Annotated in this window: 13 protein-coding genes; 10 read left to right on the top strand and 3 right to left on the bottom strand. The window is 33.0% G+C overall.

Annotated features, from left to right (window positions below):
* Nucleotides 1-6 precede the first annotated feature (6 nt).
* Nucleotides 7-1224: a TlpA disulfide reductase family protein gene (locus VKY47_RS06940; protein ID WP_324311541.1), complete on the top strand. Its 1218-nt coding sequence runs from the start codon at nucleotides 7-9 to the stop codon at nucleotides 1222-1224.
* Nucleotides 1225-1227: 3 nt separating this feature from the next.
* On the opposite strand, the gene VKY47_RS06935 is transcribed toward VKY47_RS06940, so the two are convergent.
* Together VKY47_RS06935 and recG are read right to left on the bottom strand one after the other, a co-directional pair.
* On the bottom strand, nucleotides 1228-2976 hold the full coding sequence (locus VKY47_RS06935) for an N-acyl-D-amino-acid deacylase family protein (protein ID WP_324311540.1): 1749 nt from the start codon (nucleotides 2974-2976) through the stop codon (nucleotides 1228-1230).
* Between the two features lie 127 nt (nucleotides 2977-3103).
* Nucleotides 3104-5257, bottom strand: coding sequence for an ATP-dependent DNA helicase RecG (recG, locus tag VKY47_RS06930; RefSeq protein ID WP_324311539.1), 2154 nt, complete (start codon nucleotides 5255-5257; stop codon nucleotides 3104-3106).
* Between the two features lie 81 nt (nucleotides 5258-5338).
* On the opposite strand from recG, the gene VKY47_RS06925 reads away from it, so the two are divergent.
* From VKY47_RS06925 to VKY47_RS06915, 3 genes are read left to right on the top strand one after another with little or no spacing between them, the layout of a single operon-like run.
* Entirely contained in the window at nucleotides 5339-7342 is a 2004-nt protein-coding gene (locus tag VKY47_RS06925) for a M1 family metallopeptidase (protein ID WP_324311537.1), read from the top strand.
* On the top strand, nucleotides 7339-8244 hold the full coding sequence (locus VKY47_RS06920; RefSeq protein WP_324311535.1) for a patatin-like phospholipase family protein: 906 nt from the start codon (nucleotides 7339-7341) through the stop codon (nucleotides 8242-8244). Before VKY47_RS06925 ends, VKY47_RS06920 begins: the two co-directional genes overlap by 4 nt.
* Nucleotides 8241-9128, top strand: a complete 888-nt coding sequence (locus VKY47_RS06915; protein WP_324311533.1) for a patatin-like phospholipase family protein — start codon at nucleotides 8241-8243, stop codon at nucleotides 9126-9128. Before VKY47_RS06920 ends, VKY47_RS06915 begins: the two co-directional genes overlap by 4 nt.
* Before the next feature lie 22 nt (nucleotides 9129-9150).
* On the opposite strand, the gene VKY47_RS06910 is transcribed toward VKY47_RS06915, so the two are convergent.
* Nucleotides 9151-9672, bottom strand: coding sequence for a DUF7935 family protein (locus VKY47_RS06910; RefSeq protein WP_324311531.1), 522 nt, complete (start codon nucleotides 9670-9672; stop codon nucleotides 9151-9153).
* Nucleotides 9673-9956: 284 nt separating this feature from the next.
* Between VKY47_RS06910 and VKY47_RS06905 the strand changes: the two genes are divergently transcribed.
* The 6 genes from VKY47_RS06905 to VKY47_RS06880 all read left to right on the top strand — a co-directional run.
* Nucleotides 9957-10757: a prolipoprotein diacylglyceryl transferase gene (locus VKY47_RS06905; RefSeq protein WP_324311529.1), complete on the top strand. Its 801-nt coding sequence runs from the start codon at nucleotides 9957-9959 to the stop codon at nucleotides 10755-10757.
* Between the two features lie 4 nt (nucleotides 10758-10761).
* Entirely contained in the window at nucleotides 10762-11451 is a 690-nt protein-coding gene (locus VKY47_RS06900) for a putative metal-binding motif-containing protein (RefSeq protein ID WP_324311527.1), read from the top strand.
* Between the two features lie 97 nt (nucleotides 11452-11548).
* Complete coding sequence (locus VKY47_RS06895; protein WP_324311526.1) at nucleotides 11549-11992, top strand: hypothetical protein; 444 nt, start codon at nucleotides 11549-11551, stop codon at nucleotides 11990-11992.
* Between the two features lie 4 nt (nucleotides 11993-11996).
* On the top strand, nucleotides 11997-12410 hold the full coding sequence (locus VKY47_RS06890) for a putative metal-binding motif-containing protein (protein WP_324311523.1): 414 nt from the start codon (nucleotides 11997-11999) through the stop codon (nucleotides 12408-12410).
* A 104-nt stretch (nucleotides 12411-12514) separates the two neighbouring features.
* Nucleotides 12515-15400, top strand: coding sequence for a sensor histidine kinase (locus VKY47_RS06885; RefSeq protein WP_324311521.1), 2886 nt, complete (start codon nucleotides 12515-12517; stop codon nucleotides 15398-15400).
* Nucleotides 15397-16040, top strand: a 644-nt coding sequence (locus VKY47_RS06880) for a LytR/AlgR family response regulator transcription factor (RefSeq protein ID WP_324311518.1), incomplete at its 3' end; no start/stop codon positions are given. The genes VKY47_RS06885 and VKY47_RS06880, both read left to right, overlap by 4 nt.

Here is a 16040-nt window from a genome sequence, read left to right as displayed (position 1 = left end):
TTTCTCATGAAACATTTAAGCTTATTAGTGGTCTTGATATTTCTGGTTTCTTGTAAATTGGAAAAAGAACAGCCTAAAACTTTACAAATAGGAACTTACAAAGCGCTTTTAAAAATAAACGATAGTATAGATATGCCTTTTATTTTTGAAGTTCTAAGTATAGATAAACTTCAAATCTTCAATGGGGATGAAATTATTGAAGTCGATGAGGTTATTTACAGAAATGATTCTGTATTTATAAATCCTCCAGTATTTGAAGGTTATATAGCAGCAAAAATTACAGAAAAGGGGTTAGAAGGAAATTATATTAAAGACGATTTAAACCGAACAGTTCCTTTTAAAGCCATTTTTGGTGAAACCGAACGTTTTGAGACTGTAAATAAAGCCAAAACTGATGTTTCCGGGATTTGGGAAACGACTTTTAGTCCAAATTCTGAAACCGATAAATATATTGCCAAAGGCATTTTTAAACAAGAGAACAACAAGGTAACTGGAACTTTTAGAACCCTAACTGGAGATTATAGGTTTTTGGAAGGCGTTTTAGATGGCAACCAATTAAAACTATCTACTTTCGATGGGGCTCATGCCTATTTTTTTATAGCAACCGTTACAGATAGTACTATACAAGGTATGTTTTACTCTGGAAACCATTATAAAGAGCCTTTTACGGCGAAACGCAACGAAAGCTTCGAATTACCTGATGCTAATAATTTAACCTACTTAAAAGACGGTTACGAGAAGATGAGTTTTTCTTTTCCTGATGAAAAAGGCCATATGGTTTCTTTAGAAGACGAACGCTTTAAAAACAAAGTAGTTCTGGTACAAATTATGGGAACTTGGTGTCCAAATTGTTTAGACGAAAGCAAATATTTTATAGAATTTTATAAAAATAACAAAGACAAAGATTTTGAAATTATAGGTTTGGCTTTCGAATACACTAAAACTGAAGAGAAAGCTTTTGCTAACATCCAAAGATTAAAAGACAGATTAGGTATTGATTATCCTGTATTATTGGCTCAATACGGAAGTTCCAGTAAGGTGTCTGCTCAAGAGAAGCTTCCCATGCTTAACCAAGTATTGAGTTATCCCACCACTATTTTTATTGACAAAACAGGAGCAGTGCGTAAAATTCATACCGGATTTAATGGGCCTGCAACTGGAGAGAAATATACGGAGTTTACAAGAGAGTTTGAAGGGTTTGTTAATGGATTGATGGAGGAGTAGGATTTAGATTACTTTCTCTAAAAACCGTCCATATTTTTTTGTTTTTCCATAATCTTCAACAAACTCATCATTTTTAAAAATGGTTTTCCCTCCAACCATCACTCTAGAAACTACGCCTTTATTTCGGTTGACAAGTCTTTCATGATTGTTAAATTCTTCAATAATATCTATTTCAACATCTTCTGTGATGTTATGAAAGTTTTTAGGATTAATAATCACCAAATCGGCAATTTCACCTTCTGCTAGGTAACCACAATCTATGTTAAACCAATCTCCTTGCTCTTTTGTAAGTCGCCAGACACATTGCTCCATAGACATAATAGGTTGGCCTTTATCGATAGAATCCTGTACTATTTTTATCATTTTCAAAGGGAAATTGTAAAAAGCCATATTATTTAAGTGTGCTCCAGCATCTGAAAAACTAATCAGATTATATGGGAAATTATAAAGCCTCTTGTATTTTTCTGTTCTATCGTTGGCAATGGTTGTGGTCCATCTAATTTGTTTATCGTATTTGATAATCGTGTCTAAAAACAAATCGACGGGATGTTGGTTTTTTTCTTCAGCTAATTCATAGAAGTTTTTCCCTATCATACTTTCATCTGGACAAGCTATAATAGTCGTTTTACTTAAATCCTTATGCCAAACCTTTGGAGCGAATTTATTTTTGATTTCTTTCTTGAAATTATCTCGAAACTCTGGGTTTTTTATGAGCTCATCTCTTGTATCTAATTCTTTTGCAAGATGTCTAAGGGCTTCACCACTTGGAAATTCTTCAAACATTACAGAATCTACACCATCGTAATATACGGTAAATGGACATGGCGGCGATTGCATTCTAAAATTAGCGTTTCCCAATAAATTAATAGATCTAGTAGTAAAAGCAAGTATGGGATAAATATATCTATCGCCAATTAAATCCATCATGGCAATCATGGTGGTTTTTAAAGGTTTTCTAAAAAGCCCTGAACTCGCTAACATATAATTTAAAGCATTGTAGCGCGTTACTAAATTTGGAGCACCTTGTAAAATAGCATCTCTTTTTCGTAAAATTTCGATAAGACTTTTTCGTTCTTTCCAAGAGGAGTAGAAGGAAGGCGTTTTATGCGACCAATACCTGTCGCCATCCATTTTATCCCAAGGGTTATCCATGGTAGACAAACCTATAAACCCTTCGTCTAACGCATCGTTTAACATGCGTGCCATTAAGTTTTCTTCTTCTTTTGTGGCCGATTCTCCATCGGATAAGGATCTATCTATTCCCATAACTTTCATTCGTACATCCGAATGACCAATAAACGAAGCAATATTAATCCCTAAGGGTAATTTATTAATATAAGCTTTCCATTCCTTTGGCGTGTTCCATGTTTTTTCTTTTTCCAATAAAGGTAACATCACTTCTCTAGGAATTGCTTCAACTCGCGTAAAAGAGTCTGAAGTGTCTTCTGGTGAATTATATACGGATGATACGGAGCAACTTCCAAGTATGATGGAGGTTACGCCATGTCGTGCCGATTCTTTTAGTCCTGGAGATGCCATGACTTCGGCATCATAATGTGTGTGAGAATCTATAAATCCGGGAACAATCCAATGTCCTTCTGCATCTATTATTTCTACAGTATTATTTTGTGGAAGATTGATGGAACCAATTTCTATGATTTTCCCATTTCTATCAATTAAAACATCTTGCTTTGTTGCTTTTTTGTTTGAATCCCCAGAAAAAAAGAGGCCGTTTTTGATAAGTATATTCACTTTTTTTGGGTCTTTGATGTTAATAAATTTTTACAATAAGACAGGAAATCTTTTCAATTATTAAATTCGAATATAAGCTAAATTAAAGGATTTATAGTTAAAAAATTACTTGTATGGAACCTTATAGCTAACTTATATAATTCCAAATATTCTTATACTTCGCAACTTGTTGGTAGGTGTAAAGTATACTTTTGTTTTCTGGAGTTTTCAACGTAGGATCGCTACCGAGCACTTTTTTAGCGTAGAATCTGGCAGATTGTAATATGTCCTTGTCTTTAATAATATCGGCGATTTTTAGGTTTAAAACCCCGCTTTGTTGTGTTCCCATAAGATCTCCGGGGCCCCGAAGGTTTAAATCTACTTCAGCAATTTCAAAACCATCGTTGGTTCTAGTCATGGTTTGTATTCGTTTTTTGCTGTCGGCACTCAATTTATGACTCGTCATTAAAATACAATAGCTTTGTTCGGCACCACGTCCAACACGTCCTCTTAATTGGTGTAATTGTGATAAGCCAAAACGTTCCGCACTTTCAATAATCATAACTGAAGCATTTGGAACGTTTACGCCAACCTCAATAACGGTTGTGGCAACCATGATGTTGGTTTCGCCTTTAATGAAGCGTTGCATTTCGTAATCTTTGTCGGCCGGTTTCATTTTGCCATGTACAATCGAAATTTGATAATTAGGAGCGGGGAAGTCTCTAGAAACGCTTTCATAGCCATCCATTAAATCCTTATAATCCATATTTTCACTTTCTTGGATTAAGGGATACACAATATAAATTTGTCTGCCTTTTTCAATTTCATCTCTAATAAATCGAAACACGTTTAGTCTATTTTTATCGTATCGATGCACCGTTTTTATGGCTTGTCTTCCAGGTGGTAATTCGTCGATAACTGAGATGTCTAAATCGCCATAAACAGACATGGCTAAAGTTCTTGGAATTGGGGTTGCAGTCATCACTAAAATGTGTGGAGGAATTGCTCCTCTAATCTCCCCAGATTCCTCTTCATTATTTTGTTGAATTCCGCTTGGGCCTTTCCTCCATAGTTTACTTCTTTGCTCGACTCCAAAACGGTGTTGCTCATCTATAATTGCCAGCCCTAAATTCTTAAATTTCACCTTATCTTCAAGGAGAGCATGTGTGCCAATTAGGATGTCTAATTCGCCGTTTTCAAGCAATTTATGAATTTCTTTTCTTTCTGAAGTTTTACTTGAACCTGTAAGTATTTTTATGCTGATGTTCAATTTGTTAGCCAATTCAATTAATCCATTATAATGCTGGACTGACAAAATTTCAGTCGGAGCCATTAGGCATGCTTGAAAACCGTTGTCAAGTGCCATTAACATTGACATAAATGCAACTATAGTTTTTCCAGAACCTACATCGCCTTGCAATAAACGATTCATTTGGGCATTACTCCCTAAATCTTGCCTAATTTCTTTCAGAACACGTTTCTGCGCATTGGTTAATTCGAAGGGTAAATGGTCTTTATAAAACGTGTTGAAATACGTTCCAACTTGTGTAAATGGCAAGCCTTTTATTTTCGATTTATGGATTAAATTTTTCAGAATTAATTGCAATTGAATATAGAATAATTCTTCAAATTTTAATCGGAATTGAGCCCGTGCTAACAGCTCTTGATTTTTTGGAAAATGGACATTAAAAACGGCTTCAGATTTCGATAATAATTTTAATTCTGAGAGGATATTTTCAGATAGGGATTCTTGAAATCGACCTTTGGTTTCAAGAAATAATTGCTGCATAATTTTAGTAATTACACGATTGGTAATGCCCTTATTTGATAACTTTTCTGTAGAAGGATAAATGGGCTGCATGGCAGAACGTATGTTTTTTTCATGCTCTTCCAAAAGTTCCATATCTGGATGTGGCATGCTAAAAACGCCATTAAACCAATTCACTTTCCCAAAAATAACATAAGGTTTATTGAGTTTTAAGCTTTCACGAATCCATTTTTGTCCACGAAACCAAACTAGTTCCATGCTTCCAGTATCGTCTCTAAAAGTTGCAACCAAACGTTTTCCATGTTTTTGTGCAATTTCTTTTAGGCTAATAATTTCACCTACAATTTGCACTTCTGCATTGTTGCGTTGTAATTGATGTATCTTGTAATATTGCGTTCTGTCTAAATATCTATTGGGGAATAAATTAATTAAATCTTGGTAGGTGTGGATGCCCAATTCCGTCCTAAGTAAATCTGCACGATTTGGACCGACACCTTTTAAATAATCTATGGGAGTTTGTAAACTTGTAGACATAATACGAATATAAAACTTAATCTTGAAACTTTAAACTTCAAAATTTATGTATTTTAGTCAAGTAGTTGATATGGTATATATATGAAACATCTCCTTTCTTATTTCTTTTTATTTTTTGTAGGATTAACTTATGCGCAACAGGTTGAAAATGTTGATTTTACTCATGTTAAAAGTGGTTTGAGTTTTAATGTAGACTCTTCCAAGGTTTATGGTTTGGCCGAATATAATTTTAAAATATTAAAGGCCGTAGATTCTGTTTATTTGGATGCCTTAGCTATGGGTTTCGATGATGTTTTACTAAATGATAAGAAAACCAATTTTAAAAACGATGGTGAAAAACTGATTGTTTATTCTGAATTTAAAGCAGATGAAATCTATCATCTAAGTTTTAAATATGAGGCAAAACCTAAGCAAGCTCTTTATTTTGTGGGCTGGGAAAATGAAGCTCCAAACCAAATTTGGACGCAAGGACAAGGAAAATATACAAGCCATTGGTTGCCAAGTTTAGATGATACCAACGACAAAATAGAATTCGATTTATCCATTACTTTCAATAGCGATTATGAAGTAATTGCTAACGGAAAACTTATAAGCAAAGACGTAGAAGCAGAAAATACCACTTGGCATTTCGATATGAAAGAGCCTATGTCTAGCTATCTACTTGCTTTAGTTATTGGGAAATACCATAAATACGAAGAAACATCCAATAGTGGGATTCCATTAGAAATGTACTATTATCCAGAAGATTCCTTAAAGGTGGAACCCACTTATCGCTATAGCAAACAAATGTTCGATTTTCTTGAAAATGAAATAGACCTGCCATATCCGTGGCAAAACTATAAACAGATTCCTGTGCACGATTTTCTATATGCAGGCATGGAAAATACAAGTGCTACTATTTTCTCCGATGCTTTTGTTATAGACTCTATAGCTTTTGTAGATAGAAATTATGTGAATGTAAATGCGCACGAATTAGCCCATCAATGGTTTGGCAACTATGTAACAGCAAAAAATAGCGAGCATCATTGGTTGCAGGAAGGTTTTGCTAGTTATTATGCGCTTTTAGCCGAAAAAGATGTGTTTGGAAAAAGTTGGTATTACTGGAACTTATACGAATATGCCCAAGAACTTATAGACCAAAACAGATCTGGTACAAGTACGTCTTTGTTAAACCCGAAATCTAGTAGTACGACTTTTTACAAACGGGGCGCATGGGTTTTACATGCTTTAAGAGAAGAAGTGGGCGATAAAGCCTTTAAACAAGCCGTTAAAAATTATTTGGAAGCACATCCTTTTGCTATGGTAGAAACATCCGATTTTATTTCAGAAGTTGAAATAACCAGTGGTAAAAACCTAAAGAAATTTGTAAATATTTGGTTGGTGCAAGAGGAGTTTCCTTTTGAAGAGGCCACTGAAAGTTTAATGAAATCGGCGTTTATTCAAGAATACGAAATGGTGGATTGTGAATTGGCAACCTCTAAGTGTACTTATTATTTAACCGCTCCCATTTCAGATCAAGCCAAGCAGAAAGTGATCTCTCAAATTCCGAGCAGAGTGACCGCTAAAGTGTTTGAGGGGTCTTTAAAAACCAGACAAGCCATTGCTCAGAATTTAGATAAAATTCCTTTAAACCTTAAAAAAGATTATGAAAGCTTGCTGGATGATCGGTCGTATATTACCATAGAATCGGCACTATTTCATTTATGGATAAACTTCCCTGAAGATAGAAATACTTATTTAAGTGAAACCAAAAATGTCATTGGGCTAAGCGATAAAAATGTAAGACAGCTTTGGTTGGCACTGGCAATTTCTACACCTTCCTATCAACCAGAGCATAAAACAGATTTTTTAAATGAATTAATAAGCTATTCCGATCCTAAATATGGTTTTGAGGTGAGATTAATGGCTTTTAATTATTTAAACTCTTTAAGTATCTTTAATGAAAAAGTGTTATCTAACCTTATAGATGCTTCCTGGCATTACAACTGGCGTTTTAAAAAATATGCTAAAAACATGTTGGAAACCTTATCTAAAAATCCAGATTATGAAACCGTGATTTTAAGATTACAAAAACAAAATAAATGAAAGCATTAGTCATTTCAGGAGGGGGAAGTAAAGGTGCATTTGCAGGAGGCGTGGCCCAATATCTTATTGAAAATAAAAAACATCAATACGATTTGTTTTTGGGTACTTCAACCGGAAGTTTGTTGGTGTCTCATTTGGCTTTAAATCAAGTGGAAAAAATAAAGGAAATTTACACCAATGTCGATCAGCAAGCTATTTTTAATGTCTGCCCATTTGCAATAAAAAGAAAAAATGGACTTGAAACTATTAGAATCAATCATTTTAATGTTCTAAGAAATTTACTTAGAGGTAGTAAAACCTTTGGTGAAAGCTATAATCTTAAAAAATTGATAAAAAAAACGGTTAGCGAAGATGAGTTTGCCGAGTTAAAAGCATCCCAAAAAGATGTGGTAATAACTGTTTCAAACTTATCGCTTAATCAAGTGGAATATAAATCCATAAAAGATTTCGATTACGAAGAGTTTTTGGAATGGGTTTGGATTTCCTGTAATTACACACCATTTATGTCTTTAGTCAAAAAAAACGGTTGCGAATATGCCGATGGAGGTTTGGGTTCCATGGTTCCTATTGAGGAAGCTATAAAACGAGGAGCTACACATATAGATGCTATTGTTTTACAAACTGAAATCACACAATTCAACAGAATGCCTTCGTTAAATGCCTTTTCACTTCTTACAAATATGTTTGCTTTTATGTTGGATAGAATTGAAAGTCAGAATATTAGAATTGGAAAATTTGTAGCAACCAATCAAGATGCAATTATCAATTTTTATTATACCCCAACAGTTTTAACAACAAATTCTTTAGTGTTTAATAAAGAAAAAATGAATTTATGGTGGCAAAGTGGCTTCAACTTCGCGAAGTTTAAAAATGAATCTATAAGTCAGTTAGATAATCAATGAAAGCATTAGTAATTTCTGGAGGTGGAAGTAAAGGTGCTTATGCCGGAGGTGTGGCTCAATATCTAATGGAACATCAAGACAAAACCTACGATATGTTTTTAGGAACATCTACAGGCAGTTTATTGATTCCTCATTTGGCCGTGGATAATATTCCAAAATTATACGATATTTTCACAAATGTTCAGCAACACGATATTTTTAGTGTCAGTCCTTTTGTACAACGTAAAAAAGGAGATAGGGAATATGTGTCCATAGATTTCATAAACTCTCTGTGGCAGTTTGTTAGACGGCGACGAACCTTTGGCGAAAGCAATGCCTTAAGACGAAGTATTAAGCGCAATTTTACTCGGGAAGAATTTTTTAAAATCCGAGCAGAAAAGTCGGATGTGGTGGTTACAGTGTCCAATTTATCTATGAATACAGTTGAGTATAAATCCATAAACGATTGCACGTATGAGGAATTTTGTCATTGGATATGGATTTCCTGCAATTACATTCCCTTTATGTCCATTGCCAAGGTAAATGGATTTGAATATGCAGATGGAGGATTGGGTTGTGTAGTTCCTATTCGAGAAGCCATAAATCGTGGCGCCACAGAAGTGGATGCGATTATTTTGGAAACTGAAAATATAGAAAACCAGAGAGTGCTCGGGAAAAATCCATTCTCCTTAATGATTAATCTTTTCGGCCATTTGCTTAATCAAGTGGAACAAAACGATATACTTATTGGAAAATTAGCTGCTAAGAACAAAGGTGTCAAGCTTAACTTGTATTACACGCCCTCTAGTTTAACTGAAAATTCGCTTATTTTTAGCAAAAGGCTTATGACCAAATGGTGGCAACAAGGCTTTGATTATGCAAAAATGAAACATTTGGAAGAATAACACCTTAATTGTTAAGCAGGTTTTACCACATCTCGCTTACTTCTTGTTTTATAAAAGATAAGGCAGCATCGCTTGGAGCTCTTTTCTCCATCATTTCGGTTAAAATAACTTCTCGAAGCTTATTTGCTGTATCTGTTTTTTCTAATAAACTTGCTTTCCTAATAAGTTGAATTGTAGCGTTTTTTGCAGCTACAATAATGTTCCAACAATCGTCGCCTAAATAGATTTGTTGCGATAAATTATGGTCGAATTCTTGTTCGATAGCCGCTATAAGCAAGGTTTCGTAATCTTCTTTATTTGAAGATATTGGGTTCATTCTAATAAGTAATTTTGAAGGGGTAATTCGCTCTAAAAACAAGGCCATGCGTTCATAGGCTTGAAGGCGCAAAGGCATGGCATTTACTTGCATGTCTTTATGTAATAAAAAACGTCTTCTGCCATCTTCATTTTTTGTGTGTTCCTTAAAAAAGTAATAGGCTATCAAACCAGTAATTATAGAAGGAATGGCAAACATAAATAGATCAATAATTCTTTCGGAATCCATAAGTAGTTCTAGTTGTTAAGGGTTGCATATTATATTACTACAAACATAAGTTTTTTTTATAACAGCACAAATTATCAGTTCGTAGAATGAAAGAGGGATTTCGTTAAATGAAAGCTATAATTCCTTTATTGGTAATTTGTAGTCTTTGTAGTACGACCTATTTTGCACCTGCTATTAATCAATAAATGTAATCATCGTCAGTAGAAATTTATCACTTTTTTGCTGGCGATTTTTTTAAAAGCGCCCAAAATCTATCAACTAAGTAATTAACCTGAAAAGTATTTATGTTCCCAGAACTCTTTCATTTTTCATTGCCCGATTTTCTATCAAGTATTTTTGGAATACAGGAAGTCACTATATATTCTTATGCGGTTTTAATTGCATTAGGAACGTTGTTAGCAGGAATTTATACAAAATGGCGGGCTAAAAAGGAGTTGGGAATTATTAATCTTTCAAATACATTTTTCTACAACATATTTATTGCCGGTTTTGTAGGCGGAAAGCTTTTTTATTATCTACAAGATCCGTTATTATACATACAAAATCCAAGTTTACTACTGAATAATTTTTCGGGAGGTTTTGTGTTTTATGGTTCGTTTGTAATTATAATCCCTTATATCATTTGGTATCTAAAAAGACATAACATACCTGTTTTGCCCATGCTGGATGTTTTTGCAGTTACCACCACCATTGTACATGCAATTGGTCGATTGGGATGTTTTGCAGCGGGATGTTGCTATGGTTCGCCAACAGATAGTAGTTTAGGATTGATTTTTCCAACTACTCAAAACATTTCCGTTCATCCCACACAATTGTATGAGAGTAGTATGATATTTACCATCATGTTAATACTGTTGGTTGTTAAAAAGTATCAGCAATTTAAAGGACAGGTATTTCTAATCTATTTAATGTTATACGCTTTTGGAAGAGGGGTTTTAGAATTTTTTAGAGGCGATGAACGCGGTTTTATTATTGAGAGTATACTATCACATTCACAATTTATAGCACTTTGTCTTATTTCAATTTCAGCTTATTTCTATTATAAATTCTATAAAAAAATTAATATAAACACACTTAATACTTAAAATTATGAAAAAGCATTTATTAAAAACAATTTTACCAGCATTGCTATTGGTATTAGCAGTATTTATAATTGGTTCAGGCTGCTCTAACCCAGAACATGGATGGACTTCTTATTATGAAGATGTGGACGGAGATGGTTATGGAGTTGAACCATCTGTAAGAGTGTATGGTAATGAAACCCCACCAATTGGTTACGTTGGGAACAATACAGATTGTGACGACACGAATGCAGATATTTATCCAGGTGCTATAGAAGTTCCAGATAATGGCATTGACGAAAATTGCAATGGTTTATTCGGAATTACTTTTTATAAAGATTCTGATAATGATGGCTTTGGAGATCCAAACTCTGGTTCTGTTTACGAAGTGAGTTTTGGCGATCCTGCACCAGATGGCATGGTTTATAATAATGCAGATTGCGACGATACCAACCCTATGATAAATCCATTAGCAGATGAAATTGTTGGAAATGATATTGACGATAATTGTGACGGAGACATAGACATTGTAGAATATTATACAGATGCAGATGGCGATGGTTATGGAGCGGGTTTCGCATTACCACCACCAGCAGTTGGCGTAAATAATAATTTAGACTGCGATGATACCAATCCCAATGTGCATCCTTATGCCATGGAAATTCCTGGAAATGGAATTGACGATAATTGCGATGGAAGAATAGACGAACTGATTTAAAAGTTATAATAAAACTTAAAAACACCTGTGAAGTGGGTAACAAGTTTAAGCTTCTTTGATATAAATATAACATATCAATAATTTCAAAATAAATATTATGAAAACAACCATGAAATCCCTAATTCTATTAGTATTTGCATTAACTCTTTTTAATTGTGATAATGACGATGATCATGCCGTCAATGTAGATGTTTGTAATTATGAAGGGTTAACTATTTTAGACACAAATGGTGCTACGCATACATTATTGCCAGAAGCACAATTACAAACAGAGTTTTTTCCAAATAATGGAGGACCAGGTGTTGCCGCAGTGGAAATTTATGAAACCTCAAACCCAGGTGATATGTGGTTTCTTACAGAGGTTGTTACTTTAAATGGAACAGGTTCTGGTACCATTGGAATTGGTGGAACAAATTACCCATGTACAGTAACTTGTCAGAGAGCAGGGACAGCAGTAGGAGATGAGTTTAGGTTCGATGTCGTTATTCCAGGAGTTGGAGAAGCAGAGTTTTGTGTAATCATAGATAGTGTAAATCCTTAATAATATGAAAAATCAAATTTTAAAATTTAGTGTATTGGTTCTTGTGCTATTTGTAGTTGCCTGTGGTAGTGATGATGAGACATCATGTATAGAACAAACTTGGTATTTCGACATGGATGGTGATTCGTATGGAAATCCTGAAGTTAGTAAAAAAGCTTGTACACAACCAGACGGTTATGTGCTTGACAACACAGATTGCAATGATGCAGAGCCTAGTATAAATCCTGGAAGAACAGAAGTTACTTCAGATGGTATAGATAATAATTGTAATGGAATTATTGATGAATGTTCATCTGATTCCGATTGTACAGGAGTTTGTTTAAATGGAACTTGCCATGTTATTTGTGAAACCGACTCCGATTGCCCTCCAGGAACAACTTGTGTGGATTTAGGTAATGGATTAAAAGTCTGTCAATAAATTAATAAAACGATTACATTTGTAATACATTAAAAAATCAAATACTGAAATATATAAAACTCCATATCACTTTATTTTTAATTCGGATATGGAGTTTTTTTTCATTGATTATTGTCTCCTTTAAAAAGAAAGAAAGACCGATAAACCAGAAATGTCTTCTTTACGTATTTCTTTTTACTACTACTTTTTCATTTTCTCAACAATACACCAATTACACTACAAAAGATGGACTGCCTAGTAATCATGTCTATAAAATAACCCAAGACTCCAAAGGATTTATATGGATTGCAACCGATAAAGGTTTGGTAAAGTACAATGGAAACACCATGAAAACCTTTACCACCAAAGATGGTTTGGCAACTAACGATGTTTGGGAAGTTTTTCCAACTCCAGATGACAAGCTATGGTATCTCTCTAAATCATCAAAATTGGGATATATTCAAAATGATAGTGTTTATGCTTTTGAAAGCGAGCAAAAAGGTGAAATTTTCAACCCTATTTTCACAAGTCAAGTAGGGAATAAGATTTTTTTAACTAGTTCTACTACATTTCATATTTTACAAGATAACAAATGGAAACTTTTAATGAAATATCGTTTAGGAAGCACTATTGCTACTAATAGCTATATCGAGCACCCAACTGTTTCTAGTTTTAAAACTACAGAATTACTAGATTCTGTTTTTGTTCAAGATAAAAACGATCAAACCATTAAAAGTTATGATTTTACAAATGTCTTAAACATGATTCATAAAAGAGGTCAAATCACAGATAGTTTGTTTTATTGGGTAAATGACAAACAATACTCCATTCTTAATTTGAATACTTTAAAATTATATAAACGGAATTTTAAAGATGAACTAGCATTAGAACAATCTAAACACGTAAGAATAAACTTAGTAAACAATGAAATCCAGATCTCCGGAAAAGGATTTGTTGGTATTTTAGATGATAATTTTCACATTAAAAACACGTTTTATATACCTGCAGATTTAAAAGCCCACTTTGCGCTTATTGACAAAACAGGATCTATTTGGATAAGCACTTTTACAGATGGGATTTACCATTTTCCAATAGAAAAACAAAATATAAAATATTGTTTGACAGGCGAAAAAGTTAGTGATATTAGTAAGGTAAATAATAAAATTATTGCTAATGTTTTTAATAAGGGTTTTTATAAATACAATCCCTCTAAAAATAGTTTTTCTCCCTATATTAACGAAGCAGAATATCTATTTAATGCCTCTTATATAGAGGAATTAGACACCGAGTTTTACATGTCTAAAGGTCATGTTAAAAGAGGAAAAAATAATGTGATTTTAGATGTTGATGTTCAAGACCGAATTTACTTTATGAACGATAAAGCACGTCAGCTTGTTTTTTACAAAGATTATTTATTTGGACAATTCTCCGTAGGAATAAATAAAATCAATCCTGAAAAATTTAGTGTTAAGGACGTATATCTGCAAAGTGGAATTAATGAATTACTTGTATTTAATGATAGGTTTTTAGTAGCCACATCAAGCGGGTTAAAGGAATTTAACGACGAGGTGTTTTCTTCAATTCAATTTGATAACAAAGAATTTAATAAATCCATATTAAGTATTTCTAAAATTTCAGAGAAAGAAATTTTGTTAAATACCGACGGATTTGGCACTTACATTACAGATTTAAAAACCATTAATCAATTACCTGAATCCGAATTTCTAATTGTAAATAATGCCTATTTAGAAAACAATACCATTTGGTTGGCTACCGAGTCTGGTGTATTAAAGTACACAAAAATAAATGATACGTTTGTTTTTAAAATGCTAATAGATAAAGACAATGGATTGCCATCAAATAGTGTAAACAATGTGGTTGTTCATCAAGATAAGTTACTGGTTAGTACAAATAACGGAATTGCTATTCTACCTAAAGCTTTACAAAAAACTTCGCAGTTATTAGATGTTTATATAGAGGAAGCTCTATTTAATAATCAATCGATTACAACAAGTAATTCGGTGTTTAAATATGAAGATAACAGTACTATAAACTTTAAAATCTCTAATATTGATTTTTCAGAAAGACAGAAGAATTTATCCTATAACTACAAACTAGAACCCATTCATAAAAATTGGATCAAAACAACAACCAATAATTTTAATTTCAATAATCTTCAGCCTGATAATTACACGCTTTTTATAGATGCATATGGCATTAAAAAACAATTAAGTTTTATCATACAACCTTTGTGGTGGCAGAAATTTTGGTTTAAAGCATTGGTTGTATTACTTGGTGTTTTCTTGGTAGTCTTAATATCAAGATATTTCGTAAAACGCTCTCAATTTAAAAAGAATCAAAAAATATTTGAAGATAAACGCTTGTCTGAATTACAATTGAAAGCCTTAAGATCTCAAATGAATCCACATTTTGTGTTCAACTCACTTTCTGCGATACAGTATTATATAGGTGAGAATAATTTTGAAAAATCGGAGTTGTATTTGGTAAAATTTTCGAAATTAATTCGTCAATTTTTTGAACTTTCAAAAGAAAATGAAATTTCGTTGGCAACAGAAGTTGGTTTGCTAGAAAACTATTTAGAAATCGAGAAACTTCGTTTTAAAGAAAAACTAAGTTTTATTATTCATGTAGATCCTAATTTAGATATAAAACACACAAAAATTCCAACCATGTTATTACAACCCATAGTTGAAAACGCCGTAAATCATGGTGTTTTTAATAAAATGGAAAACGGTTTAGTTACCTTAAATTTTATTTATATGGACCATCAAACCTTTAAAGTGGAAATTATGGATGATGGTGTGGGTTTTGTAAACACGCGCAACAAACAAAGTAAAAACATAAAATCTTCTAGTGTTTTAAAGGATAGATTACATTTTTTAAATTATTCTCAAAAATGGGAGATTAACTATTCCACTGAAGAAATAAGTCCAGATAAAACCGATAAAGGCAATAAGTCTGTATTTTTAATTAAGACAAATAAAAAATGAAAAACATCACAGCCATTTTGGTAGACGACGAGATTTCAAATTTAAAAAGTTTACAAAAAAAGATTGAGAGTTTGTTTCCGGAAATTCAAATTTTAGGTACTTATCAAAAGCCTGAAGATGCCATTAATGCATTGGAAACACAAGAGATAAGTATTTTGTTTTTAGATATTCAAATGCCAAGAATAAATGGATTTGAGTTGCTCTCAAAATTAAAGAACGTTAATTTTCAAGTTATTTTTGTAACGGCTTACAGCGAATATGCTATTGATGCTTTTAAAAAATCGGCCATTGATTATGTATTAAAACCTATTGACAATAACGATTTGGTCCTAGCCATAAACAAAGCATTGGAAGTTATTAAACTAAGGATGGAGAGTGCCAGTAATTTGAAATTAGTAAATCTTTTAGAAGAGACTATTTCTAAAAATAATAAAATTATAATCCCAACTCAAAAAGGGATTTCCTTTATACCACAAGATGAGGTTTTCCATCTAGAAGGTTATGAAGGTTATACAAAAATCCATATTACAAATTGTGTAACCATAACCAGCTCTTATAATCTAGGAAAGTTTGAGAAACTATTAAGTTCTAAATTCTTTAAATGTCATAAATCGCACATTATTAATTTGGATAAAGTACG

Origin of the sequence: Xanthomarina sp. (genome assembly GCF_035306705.1) — a bacterium.
Taxonomy (GTDB): Bacteria; Bacteroidota; Bacteroidia; order Flavobacteriales; family Flavobacteriaceae; genus Xanthomarina.
The sequence above is the reverse complement of the archived record's forward strand: the minus strand, read 5'-3'. Positions and strand labels throughout refer to the sequence as shown.

What these genes read in the sequence shown, in the direction of transcription:
- VKY47_RS06900 (WP_324311527.1), top strand. Translation starts at nt 10,762, where the DNA reads ATGAAAAAGCATTTATTAAAAACAATTTTACCAGCATTGCTATTGGTA.
- recG (WP_324311539.1), bottom strand. Translation starts at nt 5,257, where the DNA reads ATGTCTACAAGTTTACAAACTCCCATAGATTATTTAAAAGGTGTCGGT.
- VKY47_RS06915 (WP_324311533.1), top strand. Translation starts at nt 8,241, where the DNA reads ATGAAAGCATTAGTAATTTCTGGAGGTGGAAGTAAAGGTGCTTATGCC.
- VKY47_RS06905 (WP_324311529.1), top strand. Translation starts at nt 9,957, where the DNA reads ATGTTCCCAGAACTCTTTCATTTTTCATTGCCCGATTTTCTATCAAGT.
- VKY47_RS06925 (WP_324311537.1), top strand. Translation starts at nt 5,339, where the DNA reads ATGAAACATCTCCTTTCTTATTTCTTTTTATTTTTTGTAGGATTAACT.
- VKY47_RS06890 (WP_324311523.1), top strand. Translation starts at nt 11,997, where the DNA reads ATGAAAAATCAAATTTTAAAATTTAGTGTATTGGTTCTTGTGCTATTT.
- VKY47_RS06910 (WP_324311531.1), bottom strand. Translation starts at nt 9,672, where the DNA reads ATGGATTCCGAAAGAATTATTGATCTATTTATGTTTGCCATTCCTTCT.
- VKY47_RS06895 (WP_324311526.1), top strand. Translation starts at nt 11,549, where the DNA reads ATGAAAACAACCATGAAATCCCTAATTCTATTAGTATTTGCATTAACT.
- VKY47_RS06920 (WP_324311535.1), top strand. Translation starts at nt 7,339, where the DNA reads ATGAAAGCATTAGTCATTTCAGGAGGGGGAAGTAAAGGTGCATTTGCA.
- VKY47_RS06940 (WP_324311541.1), top strand. Translation starts at nt 7, where the DNA reads ATGAAACATTTAAGCTTATTAGTGGTCTTGATATTTCTGGTTTCTTGT.